This window comes from Kitasatospora sp. NPDC001664 (assembly GCF_053596675.1).
Genome location: NZ_JBSFGS010000015.1, coordinates 180,961 through 203,762, shown reverse-complemented (window position 1 = coordinate 203,762; position 22,802 = coordinate 180,961). Strand labels below are relative to the sequence as shown.

17 protein-coding genes are annotated in these 22,802 nt (G+C 72.3%); 7 read left to right on the top strand and 10 right to left on the bottom strand.

From position 1 onward, the window contains the following. The first annotated feature begins 22 nt into the window (after positions 1–22). The 3 genes from ACWCYY_RS22590 (at position 23) to ACWCYY_RS22580 (ending at position 4,770) form a co-directional block, all read left to right on the top strand. Positions 23–1,303 (top strand): LCP family protein, encoded by a 1,281-nt coding sequence (locus ACWCYY_RS22590; protein WP_345284894.1) that lies wholly within the window; start codon positions 23–25, stop codon positions 1,301–1,303. A 132-nt stretch (positions 1,304–1,435) separates the two neighbouring features. Then, on the top strand, positions 1,436–3,088 hold the full coding sequence (locus ACWCYY_RS22585) for an LCP family protein (protein ID WP_449797028.1): 1,653 nt from the start codon (positions 1,436–1,438) through the stop codon (positions 3,086–3,088). A 134-nt stretch (positions 3,089–3,222) separates the two neighbouring features. Further along, positions 3,223–4,770 carry an LCP family protein gene (locus ACWCYY_RS22580; RefSeq protein ID WP_449797027.1) on the top strand — a complete coding sequence of 516 codons (1,548 nt, stop codon included), beginning with the start codon at positions 3,223–3,225 and terminating at the stop codon, positions 4,768–4,770. On the opposite strand, the gene ACWCYY_RS22575 is transcribed toward ACWCYY_RS22580, so the two are convergent. Beyond that, entirely contained in the window at positions 4,758–5,378 is a 621-nt protein-coding gene (locus ACWCYY_RS22575) for an acyltransferase (RefSeq protein ID WP_345284901.1), read from the bottom strand. The genes ACWCYY_RS22580 and ACWCYY_RS22575 overlap by 13 nt on opposite strands. 171 nt (positions 5,379–5,549) lie before the next feature. On the opposite strand from ACWCYY_RS22575, the gene ACWCYY_RS22570 reads away from it, so the two are divergent. Then, positions 5,550–7,016 carry an LCP family protein gene (locus ACWCYY_RS22570; RefSeq protein ID WP_345284903.1) on the top strand — a complete coding sequence of 489 codons (1,467 nt, stop codon included), beginning with the start codon at positions 5,550–5,552 and terminating at the stop codon, positions 7,014–7,016. A gap of 145 nt (positions 7,017–7,161) precedes the next feature. On the opposite strand, the gene ACWCYY_RS22565 is transcribed toward ACWCYY_RS22570, so the two are convergent. From ACWCYY_RS22565 to ACWCYY_RS22545, 5 genes are all read right to left on the bottom strand, one after another. Further along, positions 7,162–8,949 (bottom strand): hypothetical protein, encoded by a 1,788-nt coding sequence (locus ACWCYY_RS22565; protein WP_449797026.1) that lies wholly within the window; start codon positions 8,947–8,949, stop codon positions 7,162–7,164. 93 nt (positions 8,950–9,042) lie between these two features. Continuing rightward, the gene (locus ACWCYY_RS22560) at positions 9,043–10,509 is read right to left on the bottom strand and encodes a CHAP domain-containing protein (protein ID WP_345284907.1); all 1,467 of its coding nucleotides are present in this window, start codon (positions 10,507–10,509) and stop codon (positions 9,043–9,045) included. 242 nt (positions 10,510–10,751) lie between these two features. Next, on the bottom strand, positions 10,752–11,210 hold the full coding sequence (locus ACWCYY_RS22555) for a hypothetical protein (RefSeq protein ID WP_345284909.1): 459 nt from the start codon (positions 11,208–11,210) through the stop codon (positions 10,752–10,754). A gap of 47 nt (positions 11,211–11,257) precedes the next feature. Then, entirely contained in the window at positions 11,258–12,232 is a 975-nt protein-coding gene (locus ACWCYY_RS22550; protein WP_449797025.1) for an LCP family protein, read from the bottom strand. Positions 12,233–12,282: 50 nt separating this feature from the next. Continuing rightward, positions 12,283–13,698: an LCP family protein gene (locus ACWCYY_RS22545; RefSeq protein ID WP_449797024.1), complete on the bottom strand. Its 1,416-nt coding sequence runs from the start codon at positions 13,696–13,698 to the stop codon at positions 12,283–12,285. Positions 13,699–14,037: 339 nt separating this feature from the next. On the opposite strand from ACWCYY_RS22545, the gene ssuE reads away from it, so the two are divergent. From ssuE to ACWCYY_RS22530, 3 genes are all read left to right on the top strand, one after another. Next, the gene (ssuE, locus tag ACWCYY_RS22540; RefSeq protein WP_449797023.1) at positions 14,038–14,595 is read left to right on the top strand and encodes an NADPH-dependent FMN reductase; all 558 of its coding nucleotides are present in this window, start codon (positions 14,038–14,040) and stop codon (positions 14,593–14,595) included. Positions 14,596–15,022: 427 nt separating this feature from the next. Next, a complete protein-coding gene (locus tag ACWCYY_RS22535; RefSeq protein ID WP_380150605.1) occupies positions 15,023–15,754 on the top strand; it encodes an ABC transporter ATP-binding protein in 732 nt (243 codons plus the stop codon). Between the two features lie 17 nt (positions 15,755–15,771). Then, entirely contained in the window at positions 15,772–18,339 is a 2,568-nt protein-coding gene (locus tag ACWCYY_RS22530) for an ABC transporter permease (protein WP_449797022.1), read from the top strand. 70 nt (positions 18,340–18,409) lie between these two features. Here ACWCYY_RS22530 and ACWCYY_RS22525 read toward each other — a convergent pair whose 3' ends face one another. The 4 genes from ACWCYY_RS22525 to ACWCYY_RS22510 all read right to left on the bottom strand — a co-directional run bounded on the left by ACWCYY_RS22525 (position 18,410) and on the right by ACWCYY_RS22510 (position 22,742). Further along, positions 18,410–18,973, bottom strand: a complete 564-nt coding sequence (locus ACWCYY_RS22525) for an EF-hand domain-containing protein (protein WP_345289369.1) — start codon at positions 18,971–18,973, stop codon at positions 18,410–18,412. Positions 18,974–19,183: 210 nt separating this feature from the next. Further along, positions 19,184–20,059 carry a DMT family transporter gene (locus tag ACWCYY_RS22520; protein ID WP_449797021.1) on the bottom strand — a complete coding sequence of 292 codons (876 nt, stop codon included), beginning with the start codon at positions 20,057–20,059 and terminating at the stop codon, positions 19,184–19,186. Positions 20,060–20,130: 71 nt separating this feature from the next. Continuing rightward, positions 20,131–21,375: a transglycosylase family protein gene (locus tag ACWCYY_RS22515; RefSeq protein ID WP_449797020.1), complete on the bottom strand. Its 1,245-nt coding sequence runs from the start codon at positions 21,373–21,375 to the stop codon at positions 20,131–20,133. Positions 21,376–21,578: 203 nt separating this feature from the next. After that, on the bottom strand, positions 21,579–22,742 hold the full coding sequence (locus ACWCYY_RS22510) for an acyl-CoA dehydrogenase family protein (protein ID WP_345289374.1): 1,164 nt from the start codon (positions 22,740–22,742) through the stop codon (positions 21,579–21,581). Positions 22,743–22,802: the final 60 nt, after the last annotated feature.

Below are 22,802 nucleotides of genomic sequence, written 5' to 3'. Positions count from 1 at the left end.
CGACCGGGTAGGAATCCCGGTCATGGCCGAGGACGATGACCAGAGCGAGCGCCCCCCGACCGTCCGCGGCGGGGGGCGCCGCCGCATCCTGCTGATCCTCTCCGGGGTGCTGGCGCTGCTGCTGGTGGCCGGAGGCGTGGTGGCCTGGATCGGCTACCGGAAGCTGGACGGCAACATCGGGACCGACACCGCCACCGGGCAGCTGCTGCGGCACGACGAGTCGGAGCGGCCCGAACGGGGGCCGCAGCAGGCCAGGAACATCCTGCTGATCGGCAGCGACGACCGCAGCGGGGCCAACGGCGAGTACGGCTTCGCGGGCGGGCAGCGCTCGGACACCACGATCCTGCTGCACCTGGCGGCGGACGGGGAGCACGCCACCGCGGTCTCCATCCCCCGGGACGCGATGGTCCGGGTGCCGGCCTGCGAGCTCCCGGACGGGACGCGCTCGACCCCCCGGTTCGTGCAGTTCAACTGGGCCTTCGAGCTGGGCGGTCCGGCCTGCACGATCCGGACCGTGGAGCGGCTCAGCGGCATCCGGATCGACCACCACCTGATCCTGGACTTCACCGGCTTCAAGAAGATGGTGGACGCGGTCGGCGGGGTGGAGGTGTGCGTGCCCCGGGCGATCCACGACCGCAACGCCAAGCTGGACCTGCCGGCCGGGCGGCAGGTGCTGGGCGGGGAGCAGGCGCTCGGGTACGTCCGGGCCCGGGAGACCCTCGGGGACGGCAGCGACACCCAGCGGATGGGGCGTCAGCAGGAGTTCCTGGCCTCCATGGTGCGCAAGGTGCAGTCCACCGGGGTGCTGCTCAACCCGACCCGGCTCTGGCCGCTGCTGAACGCCGCCACCGAGGCGGTCACCGCGGACGAGGGGCTGAGCCGGCTGGGCGCGCTCTACGACCTGGCCCAGGACCTGCGCTCGATGCCGACCTCGAACGTGGTCTTCCTGACCACCCCGCGCCGCCCCTACCCGGGGAACTGGGACCGGGACCAGCTGGTCCAGCCGGACACCGACCAGCTGTTCGCCGCGCTGCGGTCCGACCGCGCGGTGAGCGTGCGGGCCTATCAGGTGCCCGCGTCGCCCTCGCCCACCCTGCTGGCCGACGGGGCGCCCTCGCCGCTCCTGCGCGACCCCTCGGTGGACGGCTCCACCGCGCACGAGCCCCCGCCGGGCGCCTCCGCCGGCCCCTCCCCGGACGACCTCGGCGGCTGGACGCCGTCGGCCGGCCCGACCGCCCTGCCGACCGCCGAACCGACCCTGGAGGGCCGGACCGCCGACCAGGAGGTCTGCTCGATGCACTGACCGCGGCGGTCGGGAGCGGTCGGCCCCGGTCCGACGGGGCGTGAACTTTGCCCGTTTTCACGGTGTTTGACCACCGTGGCAACGGTCACAGTACGACCGGATCATGACCGGAGCTCGTCTAGGGTGTCCGGGGTGAACAGCGGAAACCGGCACGACGGACACCTCGCGGACCAGACCCCGGCCGCAGTGGACCCGGCCGACCAGTGGGTGCTCGACCCGGCCACCGGGGAGTTCCGGCTGGACCTGGACGCCGCACCGGCCCCCGCCCAGGCCACCGTGCCCCGCCCGCGGGCCGCCCGGCCCGGAGCCGCCGCACCGCCGGCCGGCCGACGGGCCTCGCGCCGCCACACGGGCGGCGGCGGTCGCCGACGCGCCGTCAAGTGGACCGCCGGGGTGGCCGCACTGGTCCTGGTGGCGGGCTGCGGCGGGGCGCTGTACGCCTACCAGCGCCTGAACGGCAACATCTCCTCGGTGAACGTCCAGGTCGGCCCGGACTCCGAGCGCCCGCAGGCCGCCGCCGGGGCGATGAACATCCTGGTGATCGGCACCGACAGCCGCAAGGGCCTGGGCCGCGAGTACGGCGACGAGGGCAGCCCCGGCCACGCCGACACCACCCTGCTGATGCACGTGGCCAAGGACCGCAGCAACGCGACGGTGATGAGCATCCCGCGCGACCTGATGGTCACCATCCCGGAGTGCGAGACGGACGGGAAGAAGATCCCGGGCACCGCCAGGACGCTGTTCAACGAGAGCCTGGGGCAGGAGGGCCGTGACCCGGGCTGCACCTGGCGGACCGTCGAGAAGATGACCGGCATCCGGATCGACCACTTCCTGATGGTGAACTTCGAGGCGGTGAAGACCCTCTCCACCGCCGTCGGCGGGGTGGAGGTCTGCGTGGCCAAGGACATCAACGACACCGGCTCGCACCTGAAGCTGACCAAGGGCCGGCACGTGGTGCAGGGCGAGGACGCGCTCGCCTTCGTCCGCACCCGGCACGCCGTCGGCCAGGGCAGCGACCTGTCCCGGATCGAGCTCCAGCAGCAGTTCCTCAGCTCGATGATCCGCAAGATGAAGAGCGGCGACACCCTGACCAGCCCGACCAAGCTGTTCAACCTGGCCGACGCCGCCACCAAGGCGCTCACCGTGGACGCGGGCCTGAAGAGCGTGGACAAGCTCAAGGACCTGGCGCTGGACCTCTCCAAGGTGGACACCAAGCACATCACCTTCGCCACCGTGCCGGTGCTGGACGACCCGAAGAACAAGGGCCGGGTCATCCTGAACGAGAAGCCCGCCGAGCAGCTGTTCGCGATGGTCGCGGCCGACCGTTCGCTGACCGAGGTGGCGGCCGCGGCCGCGGCGCCCTCCGCCGAACCGTCCCCGGCCCAGGCCTCGGCCCCGCCGGCCGCCACGGTGGACGCGGCCGCCGTCCGGGTCACCGTGCGGAACGGCTCCGGCACCCCCGGCCAGGCCACCAAGGCCGTCACCGCCCTGAAGGGGAAGGGCTTCGCCCAGGCCGGCACCGGCAAGGACACCGCCGCCGCCGCGACCACCACGGTCTCCTACCCCAAGGGCCGGGCCGAGCAGGGCGCCGCCCTGGCCGCCGCGCTCGGGCTGCCCGCCGAGGCCGCCAAGGAGAGCACCGCGATCGCCGCCGGGGAGCCGCTGCTGCTGGTGCTCGGCAAGGACTTCACCGAGCTCGGCAAGCCCGCCGCGCCGGTGCCGACCGAGGCGCCCAAGGACCTCCAGCGGGTGCAGGCGGACGACGCCGACGTGTGCGCGAAGTAGGCGGAGATGGTCAAACTCACAGTCATACGATCGTTCTGACTGTGTAACAGATCCGCGATCGACGTGGTGGCGTCGGGTAGGTTCCGAACAGGTGGCCTACGGGGGGCTGCTCACGACGAGTGGTGGTGCTACCGATGACGAACGTCCGGACACGGCCGTCCGAAGGGCGCGCCGCCTCCCGGCAGGCCGCCGAGCAGCGGCGGGGCGGACGGCGCGTGCTGCGGTGGCTGGCCCTCGGCCTGGCCTTCCTGCTGCTGGCCGCCTGTGGCGGCGGCTACTGGTACTACCAGCACCTGAACGGCAACTTCGACTCCGGCGAGCGGAACCTCAGCGACGCCTCCGGCGCCAGGACGGCCCCCAACGCGGCCGGCCAGACGCCGATCAACATCCTGATGATCGGCACCGACAACCGCGGCTCGGCCAAGAACATCGCCCTCGGCGGCTCGGCCGACGACGCCGGGCGGCCCGGCCTGGCCGACGTCCAGATGCTGCTGCACGTCTCCGCCGACCGCTCCAACGCCTCGCTGATATCCATACCCCGCGACACGCTGGTGACCATCCCGGCCTGCCGCAGCGAGGACGGGAAGACCACCAAGCCCTCGGTCCGCAGGACGATGATCAACGAGGCGCTGGCCCGCGGCGGCCCCGGCTGCCTGCTCGGTACCTGGCAGGCCATCACCGGCCTGTACATCGACCACTACATGATGATCGACTTCGCCGGCGTGGTGGACATGGCCGACGCGGTCGGCGGCGTGCCGGTCTGCGTCAACATGAACCTCTACGACCGCTACCGCAAGGGGCACGGCGGCACCGACCTCAAGCTCGCCAAGGGCACCCACCGGATCCAGGGCGAGCAGGCGCTGCAGTGGCTGCGCACCCGCGACGCCTGGGGCGACGACATCGGCCGGACCAAGGCCCAGCACCTGTACCTCTCGTCGATGGTCCGGGAGCTGAAGTCCAAGGGGACGCTCACCGACCCGGGCGCGCTGCTGAAGCTGGCCGAGACCGCCTCGAAGTCGATCAGCCTCGACAAGGACCTGGCGGACGTCAAGGCGCTGCTCGACCTCGGCACCGACCTGCGCAAGGTGCCGACCGAGCGGATCACCACCCTCACCGTGCCGACCGTGACGGCCACCAGCGACGAGAACCGGCTGGAGCTCAAGGAGCAGGACACCCGGCAGATCTGGGACATGCTGCTGGCCGACCGTCCGCTGGACGACAAGGGCCCGGCCCCGAGCTCCTCCCCCACCCCGTCACCGACCCCCTCCCCGTCGGCGGGCACCGCGGCGCCGTCGACCGTGGCGGTCACCGTGCAGAACTCCTCCGGCGTGGAGCGCCGGGCCGGCGACGTCAGGGCGGCCCTGGTCGCCAAGGGCTTCACCAAGGCCGCGACCACGGCCAACGGCACGGCCCGCAAGACCACCCAGCTCGAGTACCCGCCCCAGCAGTCGGCCGAGGCCCAGGCGGTCGCCGCCGCCCTCGGGCTGCCCCGCACCGCCCTGCACGAGGGCACCGCCAAGAGCGAGCTGCTGCTCTCCGTCGGCGCCGACTGGCCGAGCGGCACCGCCTTCCCGGTGACCGCCCCGCCGACCCAGCTCCCCAAGTCGGCCGAGGCCGTCACCGCCGACAACGACAAGAACTGCATGGACGTCAACCCGCAGGGCGGGCTCTACACCTTCTGAGCCCCGCCCTCGGCGTCCTCGCGCAGCACGCCGTCGCTCTCGGTGTAGCGCTCGCCGGTGCGGGGGCACAGCCAGCTGCCGGGGGCGGTCTCGGTGAGCGGCTCGCCGGCCCGGCCGACCCACTTGAGGCGGCGGGCCGGGACGCCGGCCACCAGGGCGAAGTCGGGGACGTCCCGGTGCACCACGGCGCCCGCCGCGACCAGGGCCCAGCGGCCGACGGTGACGCCGGGCGTGATCACCGCGCGGGCGCCGATCGAGCTGCCCTGACGGAGCGTCACGCCCTGCGCGTGCCAGTCGTCCCCGCGCTTGAGCTTGCCGTCCGGATCCACCGAGCGCGGGTACACGTCGTTGGTGAGCACCGCCGCCGGGCCGACGAAGACGCCGTCCTCCAGGACGGCGGGCTCGTAGACCAGGGCGTGGTTCTGCAGCTTCACCCGGTCCCCGATCACCACGCCGGGGCCGACGTACGCGCCGCGCCCGATGATGCACTCCGACCCGATCACCGCGTCCTCGCGGACCTGGGCCAGGTGCCAGACCGTACTGCCCTCGCCGATGCGCGCCCGCTCGTCGACGTCGGCGCTCTCCACCACTCGCACTGGGTTCCCCATGGCGCCGAACATAGCGTCACGGGGCCCCTGCCGGTGGCCGGTTGGAGGTGACCGGCATCATCCGGCCGGGGCGAACGGGTGCATGAACGTTTCGGCGAGCGGGCCCGCGTACGGCGTACCCGCCCGGCGCGTCCTGCTTCCGTGCTCCCGCGGCGCGCCTACCATCCGAGGGTGCCGCCGACTGCCGCCCGTCACGGGACCGACCCCCAGCGCACCCCACCGGTGCGCCGCCGGTGGGGCCGGTGGCTGGCGGGCGCCGTCTCGCTCGCCGTGCTGGCCACCGCCTGCGGCGGCCGGACCCTGCTGGCCGGGGTCGGGGACGCGATCGGCCGGGTGGACGCCTTCGGCTCCGCCGGGGACCGGCCGCCCGACGACGGGGTGACCACCTTCCTGGTGGCCGGCACCGACGACCGGGAGGGGATCCCGGCCGACACCCTGAAGGGGGTGCTGCACGCCGGCGGCGAGTCCTGCCACTGCACGGACACCCTGATGATCGTCCAGCTGGCCGCGCACGGCGGCCGGGCCAGCGTGGTCTCCGTCCCGCGCGACTCCTACGTGGTGATCCCCGCCCACCGCGACCTGGCCACCGGCCGGGAGGTCCCCGAGGGCCACGGCAAGGTCAACGCCGCCTACGGGATGGGCGGTCCCGCCCTCACCGTCCGCACCGTGGAGCGCAACACCGGTCTGCGGATCGACCACTACCTCCAGGTCGACTTCCTCTCCTTCGTCTCCACCGTGGACGCCCTCGGCGGGGTCGAGGTCTGCACCGCCAAGCCCCTGAAGGACCAGTACTCCGGGCTGGACCTGCCCGCCGGGACGACCCGGCTGGACGGGGCCGGCGCGCTCAGGTACGTCCGGGCGAGGCACGTGGACGGCAGCTCCGACCTGGGCCGGATGCAGCGTCAGCAGAAGTTCCTGGCCCAGCTGTTGCGGCAGGCCACCGCGAGCGGGACGCTGCTCAACCCGGTGAAGCTCTCCCGGGTGACGGAGACGGTGCTGCGGTCGGTCAAGGCCGACCAGGACCTGTCCAGCGCGGACCTGGTGGCGCTGGCCACCCAGCTCAAGGACCTCTCGCCGGCCACGGCGGACTTCGCCACGGTGCCGCTCAAGGACGTCAACCACCAGGTGGAGGGCTGGGGTTCGACGGTGCTGTGGGATCCGGCGGGAGCGAAGGCGCTGTTCGACGCCGTCCGGAACGGGCAGCCGCTGACCGAGCGCTCCGCCCCTCCCCCGGCCGCGGCGCCGGTCGCTCCCGGGGCGGTGCCGCCGGGGCAGATCCGGATCCAGGTGCTCAACGGGGCCGGGACGGCGGGGCTCGGCGCGCGGGTGGACGGGGACCTACGGAAGGCCGGCTTCGCGACGACGGGGGCTCCGTCGAACGCCGGTGGGGGGAGCGCGGCGCGGACGGTGGTGCGGTACGACCCCCGGTGGGACGAGTCGGTGAAGACGCTGGCCGCCGCCCTGCCGTACGCCGAGCTGGTGCAGGCCCCGGGGCTGGGCGCCACCATGCAGGTGATCGCCGGGACCGACTACACCGGCGCCCTCCCGGCCCAGACCTCTCCGTCCCCCACCACCGCCCCGTCGGCACCCGCTCCGGCCGTATCGGCCAACACGGGCACGGACATCAGCTGCCCCTGAGGTTGGTGGCTACGCCTCCGGGGGCGCGGGGCCCTGCGCGCGGGGGAACGGCAGCACGTGCAACTGGCTCGCCTGCCCTGGTCCAGCGCCGGTCCGCCTTCCGATTCGCGCAGTTCCCCGCGCCCCCGAAGCATCACCACGTTCCTCAAGTGAGCCAGACGGTGACCGTGGTGACCAGGTACGCCGTCAGGGAGAGGCGGTTGACCAGGAGTTCGGGGAAGTGGTCGGGGGTGTCGGTGGTGGGGCGGGCGGTGGGTTCGCGGGCGGCGCGGGTGACGGCGGTGGCGAGGGCCTGGGGGTCGTAGTCGCCGAGGCCGAGCCATTCGACGGCGCGGTGGCCGATCCGGAGTTCCTGGTCGTCGCTGGTGCGGACCGTGACGCGGCCGTTCGCCGCGGTCGCCGCGGTGATCTCCGGCCAGGCGGTCCGACGCCTCGTCAGGCCGGTGCTGGTCACCAGGGCGTCGCGGTCGAAGCGGGCCTGCCAGCCGAGGGCGGCCACCACGGCGGGGATGGTCGAGCCGCCGAGGAGCAGCGGTTGGAGCAGGCCCGTCCACCAGCCGTCGGCGGAGCGGGAGACCACCACCGCGCCGAGGACCAGGGCGGCGGCCGGGCCGACCGCCAGCCGGAGGCGGGCGGGCATGCCCTGGTCGTCGGTCGGGCGCGGGGCGGTGGGTCTCGGGCGGCGGAGCACCTTCACCTGCGGGGTGCAGACCACGGCGATCCAGTCGAGTTCGAGGACGCCCTCCCGGTCGTCGTGGTGGCTCCAGCGGCGTACCAGGACGGGGGCGGACGCGCCGTCAGGCCCCTGGTAGAGCAGGGCGGTCCGCAGTCCGGGCGGGCGGTCCTCCTCGCCCTCCCAGTGGAGCGGGAAGTCTCCGAGCGGCACCCAGGCGGTGCCGTTCCAGCCGAGGTACTGCCGGGTGGAGAGCCGCCAGAGCGGGCCGCCGCCCTCGGGGCCGACCACCTCCTCGTCGCCGTCCGGGTGGTGCACCACCCGCAGGGCGGGGGCGCCGGGGGCGCCGGGGGCGGCGAGGTCGCGGATCAGGCGGACGCTGCGGGCCGAGGAGCCGAGCACGACCAGGCCGACGCTGCCGAGCAGCGTCGCCGCCATCAGCCAGACGGTGGGGTCGTAGGCGTCGCCGGCCGGGCGGACCCAGCCGTCGCGGTCGGCCAGCAGCGGGAGGGTGTCGCCCGGCTTCGGGTACGTGTCCCAGTACACCTCCACCCCGGCGGTGCGGGGCCGGTCGTCCCCGGGCAGCCGGTACTCGACCTCCGTGTCGCCGAGCTCGTCCGAGGAGAGCACCCGGCCGGGGACGGTCTCGGCCCGGGCGGCCCGGGCGTCGCTCTCCTCCTGCCGCTCCAGGCCGGTCAGCACCGAGACGGCGGCAAGCCCGAGCAGCAGGCCGCCGAGGACCAGCCGGACGACGGGCCTGGGCGGGGCGGGGGCCGGGGCACCCGCCAGGGTCCAGGGGTAGGGCTGCTGACCGCCCATCAGGTCGGCCAGCCGCTGCCGGGCGGCCCGGCGGCCCGCGCCGGCCCGGGCCAGCACCACCAGCAGAGCGGCCTGGGCGGCCAGCGCGGTCCAGCGGCTCACCTGGTCGGGCAGGCCGTCCGGGACGTACCAGATCAACGGCAGCAGGGCGGCCGGGATCAGCACCAGCCCGCGCGGCCGGGCCAGCAGGGCGACGGCCTCGGCCAGCAGGGCGGCGGCGATCGCCCCCTCCGCCCAGCTCTGCCCGCACGGGTGGGCCGGGCCGCAGAGCAGCGGCGTCCGGGCGGCCTGACCCATCGCCACCACGCAGACCAGCAACGGCACCGCGCACAGCCACCGGCTGTCCCACCGCTGCACGGTGCGGGCCGCCAGCCACCGCTCGGCGAGGTCGTCGGTCAGGGGCGGCGGTGCGGCGGGGAGCGGCGGAGCGGGATGGAACATGCGCCCGATGGTCCCATCCGCCCTCCCGGGGCCCGTCCACCGGGTACGGCGCAGGGCCCCGCCGTGGTGGCGGGGCCCTGCGGGGTCGGTCGGCTACTTGGCCTGGGAGGCGGTGATGTCCTTGGCGCCGAGGGCGCCGCCGGGGATCTCGCTCCAGTTGGAGACGGCGTTGGTGTTCAGGGTGAAGTCGGCACCGTAGGCGCGGCCCTGGGCCAGGCCGTAGAAGTGCACGGTCTTGCCGTCGGGGGTGGTGGTGGCGGCGACGTTGTCGATCGCGGAGCCCGGGCGCTGGGTCCAGGAGGCGTCGAAGTGGCCCTGGTCGAAGTTGCCGTACTGGGTGTGGAAGGAGCCGCCGTAACCGGCGACGGCGAGGATCACGTTGTTCCCGGTCTGGGTGGCCGCGATGTCGCGGACGTCGGTGGCGCCACCGGGGATCTCGGACCAGTTCGCGGTCGAGTTGGTGTTCAGCGTGAAGTCCGAGCCGAAGACCCGCCCGCCGGCCACACCGTAGAAGCGCACGGTTTCGGCGTCCGCCGAGGCGACCGAGGTGATGTTGGTCAGGCCGGAACCCTCTCGCTTCACCCAGTTGGGGTCGAAGTGGCCCTTGTCGTAGTTGCCGAACTGGGTGAAGAACGAACCGTCACCACCGGCGATGCCCAGGATCACGTTGGTCCCGCTGTTCGTGGCGGTCAGGTCACGCACACCCGTCGCACCACCCGGGATCTCGGCCCAGTTGGTCCAGGAGTTGCCCGGGTTCAGGTCCCGGCCGTACACCCGGCCGTCGGCCACCGCGTAGAAGTGCGTCACGTCCCCGACCGTCACCGAGGTCACCTTCGACAGCGAAGCACCGCCCACATCGGTCCAGTTCGGGTTGAACCGGCCCGCCGCGTAGTTCCCGTACTGGTTGTAGAACGAACCCTGCGCGCCCACGATCCCGAGCTGAACGTTCACCGGCGAGGACACCGACGGAGTGGTCGGGGTCGAGTCGTTGCCACCGATCGGAGAGACGAAGCCGCTGATCCTCTGGGAGCCGCGGTAGCCACCCACGGTGGAGGTGTAGGGGGCGGACTCCCGGACCGAGGAGTAGGACGGCCCCTTGCCCCCACTACCCTCGTTGCCGCCGATGGTGGTGATGGTCCCGTTGCCCACGGAGACGACGATCGCGACGTGGTCGTCGGCCGTGGTCCCACCGGCGTTGAAGAGGACGGCGTCTCCGACGTGCGGGGTGGACTGCAGGCCCGCGCCGTAGTCGGCGAAGCTGATGGCCCCCGGCGTCAGACCGTCGACGTTGACGCCGTTCCGGGCCCAGACCCACTTGGCGAAGTCGGCGCACCACGCCTCCGGCGAACCGTTGTTTCCGTTGCAGCTGGAGTAGTAGCCGGTGCCATTGGCGCTGTTGGTGCTGCAGGCGCCCTTTCCGAGGTTGGCACGGGCCGTGTCGACGATGCTCGAACCGACCGAAGCGGAGGCGTTCGGGGCGCCGAGGAACATCACCGCCGGGACGGCGGAGAGCAGGGCGAGCGAGGTGGTCAGGGCACGCTGGACGGGCTTCGAGGACATGGCTGTGCTCCGCTCCGGGAGGAAGAGACGTGACGGTGGTGTGGTCACGCGGACGGCTGCCCTGCAGGCGCAGCGGTCGGCGTGGTTGACGTACCGTCAGCGAGGTTCTCCCCGTACCGGTTTGCGGGTTCGTCCTGCTGACAACGACAAGCATCGTCGCTGGTCAGCGGCGTCGGAAGGGGTTCCGTCGGGACGGAAGCGGCCCCGGACGGATGCGTCCAGGGCCGGGCCGCCGGGCCGCCTCAGGGCTGGGGGACGCGGGGGGCCGGGGTGCGCAGGCCGATGCGGCGGGCGGGGGCTCCGGCCCAGATCTCGTTGGGGCCGGTGGAGGTGGTGAGGACGGCGTTGGCGCCGACGATGGTGCCCGCGCCGACGGTGAGCACGCCGCGCTTGCAGACGATCTTCGCGCCGGCGCAGACCATCACGCCGTCCTCCAGCACCACCCGCTCCATCGCGCTGCGCTCCTGCGGCACCCACGGGTCGGCCCGGCCGATGGTGACGCCGTTGTAGAGCGTGACGTCGGCGCCGAGGGTGGTGTACGGGTGCAGCACGGTGCCGAAGCCCCGGTGGTAGACCTTCAGTCCGGGGCCGATCTCGACGGGGGCGGGGACCTCGACGCCGTAGAGCGCGAGGGCCTCCTGGACCAGGCGGCCGAAGAGCCGGCTGCGACGGTGGGCGATGAGGGTGGTCACCAGTGACATGCAGCCCATTGTGGACCCGTGATGACGGAGTGTGAGGTGAGACGCGGTCAGGGGTTCGGGACGGGCCGGTCGTTCTGGATCGCCTCGAACAGGCGCTTGGAGGCCTGCGGGGCCCAGAGGATCGAGGAGCCGGCCGGGGTCTGGTAGTTCTGCTCGGCGATCGGGACGGTGAGGGCGGTGCCGCCGGAGCCGGAGACCTGGTCCATCTGCCGGGCGAACCGGGCCAGGGTCCAGAGCGAGGAGTCCTGGTCCACCGTCAGGGCGCCCAGGGTGGCACTGAGGAACGGGTAGAGGACGAAGGGGTTCAGCAGGGTGGCCGGGCTGAGCACCTCGGAGGCCAGGGCCTTGAGGAAGGCCTGCTGGTTGCCGATCCGGCTGAGGTCGGAGTCGGGCAGCGAGTAGCGGGTGCGGACCAGGGCCAGGGCCTGGGTGCCGTTCAGGTTCTGGCAGCCCGCCGGGAGGTCGGCCCCCGACTTGGCGTCCTTCACCGGCTTGTCCAGGCACATCTCGACCCCGCCCAGGGAGTCCACCACGTCCACGATGCCGGTGAAGCCGACCTCCACGTAGTGGTCGATCCGGATGCCGGTGTTCGACTCGACGGTGCGCACCAGCAGGGCCGGGCCGCCGAGGGCGAAGGCCGCGTTGATCTTGTTCTTGCCGTGTCCGGGGATCGCGACGTAGCTGTCGCGCGGGATGCTCATCAGCACCGGGCCGTTGTCGCCCTGGTGCAGCACCATGACGGTGTCGGTGTTGGTGCCGGAGTCGCCGCCGACGTGCAGCTCGCGCTGCTGCTGGGGCGTCAGGCCGGCCCGGCTGTCCGAGCCGACCAGCAGCCAGTTGGTGCCGGGGCCGTCAGCCGGGCGGCCGTCCCAGTCGGTGACGGCGTCCACGTGGCGCAGCTTGCCGTCGGCCCAGAGGTACGTCCCGAGCGCGGTGCCGACCAGGGCGAGCAGCAGCAGGCCGACCGTCCACCGGATGACGCGCCACCAGTTCCGCCTGCCACCACTGCCGTTGCCGCCCATCCCCCGAGTGTGTCGCGCCGGGCGCGCGGGCCCGGCGCGACACCCGGGGGCTACTTGAACTCGGGGACCTTGGCGTCGTTCTTGAAGGCCTCGAAGAGCTGCTTCGACTTGGCGTCGTCCCACTTCACCGCGGACTCACCGGTCTTGGTCCGGAAGTCCGGGTTGGAGATCGGCACGGTGATCGACCGGCCGTCGCCACCGGTCACCGCGCGCATGGCGAGGAAGAGCGAGCCGATGTCGCCGAGGCCGGCGTCCTCGTCCACGATCAGGGTGCCCAGGCCCGCGCTGACCATCGGGTAGAAGGTGAACGGGTTGAGCACGGTGCCGGGCGAGGCGGCCTGGTGGGCCAGTGCGGCCAGGAACTTCTGCTGGTTGCGCATCCGGCCCAGGTCCTGGTCGGCCATCTGGTGGCGCTGGCGGACGAAAGCCAGCGCCTGACTGCCGGTCAGGGTCTGGGTGCCGGCCTTGAGGTCGAGGCCCGAGTCGCGGTCCTTGATGTCCTTGTCGATCTTCATCTCGACGCCGCCGACCGCGTCCACCAGGCCGACGAAGCCGGCGAAGCCGATCTCGGCGTAGTGGTCGATCCGCAGGCCGGTGTTGGCCTCCACGGTCTGCACCAGCAGACGGCCGCCGCCGCCGTTGAAGGCCGCGTTGATCTTCGAGGTGGTGGCCGGGACGGTCTTGCCGTTGCCGTTGGTGTTGGGGTGCTCGGGGATGTTGACCCAGGAGTCGCGCGGGATGCTCATCAGGGTGTTCCCGTTGTCCCCGATGTGCAGCAGCATCATCGAGTCGCTGCGCTTGCCGACCGCCGAGCCGGTGTGCAGCGAGTCCTCCTGGGCGTCCGTGAGGCCCTGTCGGCTGTCGGAGCCGACGATCAGCCAGTTGGTGCCCTTGCCGGCCGGCGGGCGGCCCTTGTAGTCGGCCAGCACGTTCTCGTGGTTGAGCTTGGAGTCGGCCCAGAAGTAGGTGCCGGTCGCGGTCAGCAGGAGCGCGGCCAGGGTGGCGTAGACGCCCACCTTGATCTTGCGCTTGCGCGGCCAGGCGGAGTTCGACGGCCGGGGCGGTCTGGGCGCGCCGGGGGTGCCCGGCGGTATCGGGGCACCGGGGCCACCGGAGCCGCCGGGCTGGGCGGCGGGGACGTCCGGGGCGGGCGGGGTGAAGGCGGGGGCCGGGGCGCCGGGGCCGCGCGGGTTGAGCGAGGCCGGAAGCGGCGCGCGGTCGGCCTGCCGGGGCACGGGCTGGGGCGCCGGCCGGCTCTGGCCGGGCTTGAGCGGCTTCGGCGCGTTCGGGCCGCGCGGGTTCAGCCCCGCGGGGAGCGTCGGCTCCTCGGGGTACGGGGCGCTCTCGCCCGGGGCGCTCCCGTTCTGGGCGCGGTACGGGTTCGGCTCGCCCTCGGAGCCGTAGCCGCCCGGCGAGCCGCCGTACCCGTTGCCGCCGCCCTGGCGGCCCTCCTGCCACGTGTTCATGGGGGGAAGGATGCCCGAAACCGCGGGCGCTCAGTACGGCGGGGGCACCCACGGGGCCCCTTGTATCCGTTTTGATGCACGCCGCGGACCGCCCCGGCGCATCGTCACCGACCGGACGGAACCTGCCCGCCGACCGGACCGACCTTGACCCCCTCGAAGGCCCGTGGTCCCATGAAACGCATGGAGCAGCAGAGGATTCTCACGCGGAGGCGGCACGTCGACCTGCTGCGCGTGGCCTGCTCCCTGTGTAGTGGCTGACCGCTCGCCACCGTCTGCACCCTTCTCCCGCGCACCGCCGCGCGCTCAGCCCTGCCGCTTCCACGCTTCCGAGGTGCCCCCATGGCCACTGTCCTGTCCGTCTCCGGCTCCCCCTCGCCGACCTCCCGCACCACCCGCCTGCTCCGCCACGTGGTGGACGCCCGGCTCGCCGAGCACGGCCACCGGGTGGTCGAACTGGACGCCCGCGCGCTGCCGGCCGCGGCACTGCTGTCCGCGGACTTCTCCGACCCCCAACTCATCGAGGCGGCACGGCTGTTCGCCGAGGCCGACGGCGTGGTGATAGGCACTCCGGTGTACAAGGCGGCCTACTCCGGGCTGCTGAAGGCACTGCTGGACGTGCTGCCGCAGCACGGCCTGGCCGGCAAGACCGTGCTCCCGCTGGCCACCGGCGGCTCCACCGCCCACGTGCTCGCGGTGGACTACGCCCTGCGGCCGGTGCTCTCCTCCATGGGGGCGGCCCACATCACCCAGGGCTGGTTCCTGCTCGACCGTCAGGTCGGGGCCGCGCCCGACGGGTCCACCGTGCTCGAACCGGAGGCCGCCGCCCAGCTCACCCCGGTGGTGGACGCCTTCGCGGCCGCCCTGGAGCGCCACCTGGTGCCCGCGCTGGCCTGCTGACCCTGACCCGGTGCCTCCCCCGGCAGGGTTTGCCCCATGAGGAGCGTCGGTCGGTGCGTGCTCTCGGCGTGCCGGAGAAAGGCCCTCGTAGCGGAGCTACTTGGGCCTTTGGCCGGTGCGGCGAGAGTGCGTGCCGGGCGGCGCGACGGGGCAAACCCTGCCGGGGGAGGCACCAGTCCCTGAGAAGGTGCCCGAAAACCCCTAGGGGAACCGGGGGGTAGCCCGTACATCGAGAGTTGGGCGGCTTCCTCCCGGCGGATGACGATCCGTTCGGGCGCCGCTCCTAACGTGGTTCTTACCTCGCCGGTCCGGCCGCTCCCATGGCCCCGAGAGCGGGGCACACGGGTGGACCACGACCTAGGAGTATCCAGTGACGACGGCAGCGAACGCCGTGCAGGACCCGCAGCTCTCGGGCGGCAACGCCGCCATCGCCGCGGCAGCGCGGCAGGTGACCAAGGCCTACGGGGACGGCGAGACCCGGGTCACCGCGCTCGACGCCGTCGACGTCGACATCCACCGGGGCCGGTTCACCGCGATCATGGGGCCCTCCGGCTCCGGCAAGTCGACCCTGATGCACTGCCTGGCCGGGCTGGACACCGTCTCCGAGGGACGGATCTGGATCGGCGACAGCGAGATCACCGGCCTGAAGGACAAGCACCTGACCCGGCTCCGCCGGGACAAGATCGGCTTCATCTTCCAGGCCTTCAACCTGCTCCCCACGCTCAACGCGCTGGAGAACATCACGCTGCCGATGGACATCGCCGGCCGCAAGCCCGACCAGGCCTGGCTCGACCAGGTGGTCTCCACCGTCGGCCTGGCCGACCGGCTCAAGCACCGCCCGACCCAGCTCTCCGGCGGCCAGCAGCAGCGCGTCGCGGTGGCCCGGGCCCTGGCCGCCCGTCCCGAGATCATCTTCGGCGACGAGCCCACCGGCAACCTCGACTCCCGCTCCGGCGCCGAGGTGCTCACCTTCCTCCGCCGCTCGGTGGACGAGCTCGGCCAGACCATCGTCATGGTGACCCACGACCCGGTCGCCGCCTCCTACGCGGACCGCGTCCTCTTCCTGGCCGACGGCCGGATCGTCGACGAGATGTACGCCCCGACCGCCGACTCCGTCCTCGAGCGCATGCGCCGCTTCGACGGCAAGCGCACCAGCTGAGACGGGATCAGACTCCGATGCTGCTCAAGACCTCACTACGGAGCTTCTTCGCCCACAAGGGCCGGATGGCGCTCTCCCTCATCGCTGTGGTCCTCTCGGTCGCGTTCGTCTCCGGCACCCTGGTGTTCTCCAACACCGCGACCGCCACCTTCGACAAGCTCTTCGCCACCACCGCCTCCAACCTCTCCGTCCGCCCGGCCGTGCCGGACGAGGACGGTGACGGCGAGGGGATGATCGGCGAGAAGGCCCGCACCGTCCCGGTCGACGTCCAGGCCAAGGTCGCCGCCCTGCCGGGCGTCAAGTCCGCCCGCGGCGAGGTCAATTCGCAGAGCGCGGTGCTGGTCGACCCGGCCACCAACAAGCTGGTCGGCCCGACCTCGGGCGCCCCGACCATCACGGGCTCCTGGCACGACGACCAGGTGATGCTCAAGATCACCTCCGGCAAGGCCCCGGTCGGCCCCGAGCAGATCGTGCTGGACGCCGACACCGCGGAGAAGGCCAAGCTCGGCCTCGGCTCCAAGCTCCGGTTGATCGCCGCCACCGGCAACCACGACTTCACCATCTCCGCCATCGCCACCTTCCAGACCACCAACCCCGGTGCGGCACTGGCCTTCATGGACGTGCCCACCGCACAGAAGGTGCTGCTCGGCGCAACCGCCTTCACCTCGGTCGAGGTGACCGGTGACGGCTCGAAGACCGACGCACAGCTGAAGACCGCCGCCCTCGGCGCGCTCGGCAGCGGCTACGAGGCCTTCACCGCCGAGGAGCAGAAGGCCCAGGGCAAGAAGGACATGGGCTTCCTGGACTTCATGAAGTACGCCATGCTCGGCTTCGCCGGGATCTCGCTGCTGGTCGGCGGCTTCCTGATCATCAACACCTTCTCCATGCTGGTCGCCCAGCGCACCCGCGAGATCGGCCTGATGCGGGCCATCGGCGGCAGCCGCAGCCAGGTCAACCGCTCGGTGCTGGTCGAGGCCCTGATCCTCGGCGTGCTCGGCTCCACCCTCGGCCTGCTGGCCGGGATCGGTCTGGCCATGGGCCTGATCCAGCTGATGAAGGCCGCCGGGATGAACCTCTCGTCGGCCGAGCTGGAGATCGGCGCCAGCGTGCCGATCGCCTCGTACCTGGTCGGCGTGGTGATCACCGTGCTGGCCGCCTGGATCCCGGCCCGCCGGGCCTCCAAGATCTCCCCGATGGCCGCCCTGCGCGACCACGGCACTCCCGCCGAGCCCAAGGCCAACCGGATCCGGGCCGCGATCGGCATCGTGCTCACCGCCGGCGGCGCCGCCCTGCTGGCCGCGGCCTCGGGCGCCTCCTCGGCCGGGACCGGGGGCATGCTGCTGGGCGGCGGCGTGGTGCTGACCCTGGTCGGCCTGGTGGTGGTCGGCCCGCTGCTCTCCACCTTCGTGGTCCGGGTGCTCGGTGCGGTGCTGCCCGCCCTGTTCGGCCCGTCCGGCAAGCTGGCCCAGCGCAACGCCACCCGCAACCCGCGCCGCACCGGTGCCACCGCCGCCGCGCTGATGATCGGCCTCGCGCTGGTCACCGGGGCCTCGGTGGTCACCTCCTCGATGGTCACCTCGGCCAACGACCAGCTCGACAGCTCGGTCGGCGCCGACTACATCGTGGCCGGCCAGGCCGCGGAGCTCACCCCGGCCATGGTCCAGGCGATCGAGAAGACGCCCGGGCTCAAGGAGCTGACGCTCCAGAAGAACGTCGAGGCCAAGCTCACCACTCCCGACGGCAAGCGGACCAGCGAGCACCTGGCCGCGGCCTCGTCCTCCTTCATCAGGAACTTCAAGTTCGAGGCCAAGGCCGGTACCCCCGAGGCGGGCTTCGCCCCCGGCGGGGTCGTGGTCGGCGAGGACTTCGCCAAGGAGCGCGGCCTCTCGATCGGTTCGAAGATCGCCGCGGACTACGGCCAGGGCCACACCCAGGAGCTCACCGTCGGCCTGATCGCCAAGGGCGGCAACGACATCCTGTCCGGCATCTTCCTCAACACCGAGACCGTCGCCAAGGTGATCCCGGCCGCCGAACTCCCCGCGGACCGGATGGCCTTCGCCAAGGCCGCCGACGGCGTCGACCCGGCGAAGTCGCTGGCCGCGCTGCAGGACTCCCTCAAGGAGTACCCGCAGCTGACCATCACCGACAAGGCCGGCTACAAGGACCTGGTGCAGAGCCAGGTCAACACCCTGCTCTACATGGTCTACGGCCTGCTCGGCCTGGCCATCGTGGTCGCGGTGCTGGGTGTCGTGAACACCCTCGCCCTCTCGGTGGTCGAGCGCACCCGGGAGATCGGTCTGCTCCGCGCCATCGGCCTGTCGCGCCGTCAGCTCCGCCGGATGATCCGCCTGGAGTCCGTGGTGATCGCCGTCTTCGGCGCCCTCCTCGGCACCGGCCTCGGCCTCGGCTGGGGCGTCACCTCCCAGCAGGTGCTGGCCGGTCAGGGCCTCAACCTGCTGGACGTCCCGGTCGGCACCATCATCGGCATCCTGATCGCCTCGGCGGTCATCGGTCTGCTGGCCGCGCTCTTCCCGGCCTTCCGGGCCGGGCGGATGAACGTCCTGGCGGCCATCGCCACCGACTGACCGAATGTCAGGAACGACTGAGGGGCCGCCACGGGGGTGCGGCCCCTCGGTCGTTCCGCCGTTCCGTCGCTCAGTTCAGCGCGTCGCCGAAGAGGAAGTTGCCGACGTGGTCCGGGTCGGTGGAGGTGTAGAAGCCGCGGAAGGCCGAGAGCACCTCCGCCTCCGAGAGCACCCCGTCCCGGTCGGTGTCCAGCTTCTCGAAGGCGAACCGGGCGGCCGGCTCGCTCGACCCGAAGGCCCGCTGGAAGTCCCAGAACTCCGCCGCCGAGATCCGGCCGTCGCCGTCCCGGTCCATCAGCCGGAACACCGCGTGGGCGGCCGGGGCGAGCACGTCGTCGAAGGCCCCCGGCGCCTGCGCCAGCAGCCGCATCCCGGCCCGGTACTCGTGCTCCTGGATCTTCTGGTCCTTGTTGGTGTCCAGGTCCGCCACCAACGCCTTCCACCACCCCTGAGCCGCCGTCAGCATCGCCGTCGCGTCCGGGGAGTCGAAGGCCACCCCGGACGCCCCGATCATCCGCGAGGCCAGGCCCAGCACGTCCGTCGCGTCGATCACCCCGTCCTTGTCCAGGTCGGCCTGCCCGAAGCAGAGGTCGATCTTCCGGTCCAGCAGGTCCCGGCTGGCGGCGACGGTCATGACGGTTCCTCGTTCCCTGGGCGCTGAGTGCCCGGCGAGCCTAGGGAGCCCCCGCCGCGGGACGCAACAGCGGCCGCCACGGACGCGTGATTCGACCGCTGATCACACCGCTCCGGCGGGAGGACGTCGACTTCGGCGAGACGCTGTGGCTGCCGGATCCGTTCGGCTTCGAGCTCGACACCACCGGGCTGCTGCCGTACTGACGGCGGGTCAGTCCGGGGTGCCTCGCCGGAGGGCTCCCAGGTAGACGCCCGCGATGATCAGGGGGGTGCCGAGGAGGAGGGCGGTGGTGAGGGGTTCGTCGTCGAGCCAGGCGGAGAGGACGATCGTCACCACCGGGATCAGGACGAAGACGTAGGCCGCGCGGGCCGCGCCCCAGCCCTTGATGACCAGCAGGTAGAGGACGAAGGTCAGCACCGAGCCGACCAGGACCAGGTAGCCGACGGCCCACCAGGTGGCGGGGCGGGTGGGGAGGGCCCAGGTGTCGCCGGCCAGGCGGGAGGCGGGGAAGAGGACGGCGGCCGCGGCGGTCATGCCGACGGCGTTGGTGGTGACGGGGTGGAGCGGGGGGAGGCGGTCGGCGAGGACGGCGGCCTCGGAGAAGCAGAGGACGGCGCCGAGGATCGCGAGCAGGGAGAGGACCGGGACGGCCCGGGCCAGCGAGGCCTGGGAGACCACCGCGACCCCGGCCGCCGCGCAGAGGGTGCCGAGCACCGCACGCCCGCTCAGCCGCTCCCGCCCCTGGGCGGCGGCCAGCAACAGGGTGACCAGCGGGACCAGGGCCAGCACGGTCTGCCCCAGCCCGGCGTGGATCCGCTGGAGCGCGTAGTAGGCGAGCCCGAAGGTGACGCCGAAGTTGAGCACTCCGAACAGGGCCGCCCCGGCCAGCGCCCGCCCGCGCGGGAGCGGCAGCCGCATCACCGCCATCACGGCCAGCAGCACCACCGCCGCCGCCCCGAACCGGACCGCCGCTCCCCAGAGCGGGTCCAGCTCCCGGTTGCTGAACCGGATGCCCACCGCGTTCCCGCCGGCGAACACGAAGCACCCCACGAAGCAGAGGAGCGGCACCCGCTCGGCAACACGCACCTGCCCACGCTAGGCCCGCCGGGTACGCCGCGGGTCGGGGCCACGCCGAGGCGGCCCCGACCTCCCGGGGGTCACTTGGACTGGCTGGCGGTGATGTCCTTGGCGCTGGTCGCACCACCGGTGATCTCGCTCCAGTTGGAGACCGCGTTGGCACCCAGCGTGAAGTCGGCACCGTAGGCCCGGCCCTGAGCGATGCCGTAGAAGTGCACCGTCCTGCCGTCCGGGGTGGTGGTCGCCGCGACACTGTCGATCGCCGAACCCGCACGCTGGGTCCAGGCCGCGTCGAAGTGACCCTGGTCGAAGTTGCCGTACTGGGTGTGGAACGAACCACCGTAACCAGCGACCGCCAGCACCACGTTGTTGCCGTCCGCCGTCGCCGCGATGTCCCGCACGTCCGTCGCCCCACCCGGGATCTCCGACCACTCCGCCGCCGAGTTGCTGCTCAACGTGAAGTCCGAACCGAACACCCGACCACCCGCGACACCGTAGAACCGCACCGTCCCACCGTTCTTGGACGTGACCGAGGTGACGTTGGTCAGCCCCGAACCCGAACGCCGCACCCAGTCCGCGTCGAACCGGCCCAGGTCGTAGTTGCCGAACTGGGTGAAGAACGAACCGTCACCACCCGCGATCCCCAGAATCACGTTGGCACCACTGGTGGAGGCCGTGATGTCCCGAACCCCCGTCGCCCCACCGGGAATCTCCGCCCACGCGGTCCAGGAGTTGCCCGGGTTCAGGTCCCGGCCGTACACCCGCCCACCCGCCACCGCGTAGAAGTGCGTCACGTCCCCGACCGTCACCGACGTCACCTTCGACAGCGAAACCCCACCCACACCCGTCCAGCTCGGGTTGAACCGCCCCGCCGCGTAGTTCCCGTACTGGCTGTAGAGCGCACCGTCACCACCCACGATCCCCACCTGCACGTTCACCGGCGAGGTCACCGGCGGGTTGGTCGGGTACGGGTCGACGCCGTCGTTGGTCAGCCCGACCTGCTGGGAGCAGACGGGCCACTGGCCCGGGCCGGCCGCGCGCAGCAGCTTCTCGGCTATCCGGATCTGCTGCTCCTTGGTGGCCAGGTCGGCCCGGGCCGCGTAGGCGGTGCCGCCCTGGGCCACCCAGGTGCTCTGCGAGAACTGAAGGCCGCCGAAGTACGTGTTGCCCGTGTTGGCGGCCCAGTTGCCGGTGCTCTCGCACTGGGCCATCTTGTCCCACATCGCCACCGAGGCCGCCTGGGCGCTCCCGGCGGTCCCGGCCGTGGCCAGCCCGGCCAGGGTGGCGGCGGCGAGCATCAGGGCGGAGGTGCGGTGCTTGGCCATGACGGTTCCTCAACTACTGGGGCGGAAGGGCGACATGGGTAAGCATCTCCGCAGGTCAGCCGGGGCAGAAGAGCTTCCGGCTGGACCGAAACGGCCCCGGCCGGAAGCGTCCAGCGGCGACCGCCCGGGGCCGGCCGCCACCCGGGAACGCCGAAGGGCCCCGCCGGTCTCCCGGCGGGGCCCTTCGCGCAAGGCGCCTGACGTTACGGCAGGTTGCGCGACATCACGATGCGCTGGATCTGGTTGGTGCCCTCGTAGATTTGCGTGATCTTGGCGTCGCGCATCATGCGCTCCAGCGGGTAGTCCCGGGTGTAGCCGTAGCCGCCGAGCAGCTGGACGGCGTCCACGGTGATCTCCATCGCCACGTCCGAGGCGAAGCACTTGGCGGCCGCACCGAAGAAGGTGAGGTCGGAGTCGATCCGCTGCGACTTGGCGGCGGCGGCGTAGGTGAGCTGACGCGCGGCCTCCAGCTTCATCGCCATGTCGGCCAGCATGAACTGGACGCCCTGGAAGTCGCCGATCGGCTTGCCGAACTGCTTGCGCTCCTGGACGTAGCCCTTGGCGTAGTCCAGCGCGCCCTGGGCGATGCCGATCGCCTGGGCGGCGATGGTGACCCGGGTGTGGTCCAGGGTCTTCATCGCGGTGGCGAAGCCGGTGCCCTCGGCGCCGATCATGCGGTCGGCCGGGATCCGCACGTTGTCGAAGTAGACCTCGCGGGTCGGCGAACCCTTGATGCCGAGCTTCTTCTCCGGGGCGCCGAAGGAGACGCCCTCGTCGCTCTTCTCGACCACGAACGCCGAGATGCCCTTGGAGCGCTTCTCGGGGTCGGTCACCGCGAGCACGGTGTAGTACTCGGAGACGCCCGCGTTGGTGATCCAGCGCTTCACGCCGTTCAGCACCCAGAAGTCGCCGTCGCGCACCGCGCGGGTCTTCATGCCCGCCGCGTCCGAACCGGCGTCCGGCTCGGAGAGGCAGTAGGAGAACATGCCCTCGCCCCGGGCCAGCGCGCCCAGGTACTTGGCCTTCAGCTCCTCGGAGCCGGAGAGCTGCACCGGCAGCGAGCCGAGCTTGTTGACCGCCGGGATCAGCGAGGAGGACGCGCAGACCCGCGCGATCTCCTCGATCACGATGACGGTGGCCAGCGCGTCCGCGCCGGCGCCGCCGTACTCCTCGGGGACGTGCACCGCGTGCAGGTCGTTGGCCTGGAGCGCGTCCAGCGCCTCCTGCGGGAAGCGGCCCTGCTCGTCCACCTCGGCCGCGTACGGGGCGATCTTCGCCTCCGCGAGCGACCGCACCGCCTCACGGAGCATCTCGTGCTCCTCGCTGAGCCGGAAGAGGTCGAAATCCGCCCCGGAGTTGCCCGCCATGTGCCTCGCCCCTTGAACTCGGACCACGTTAATTACCGTTAAGTAAGCGTAATTCTAGGC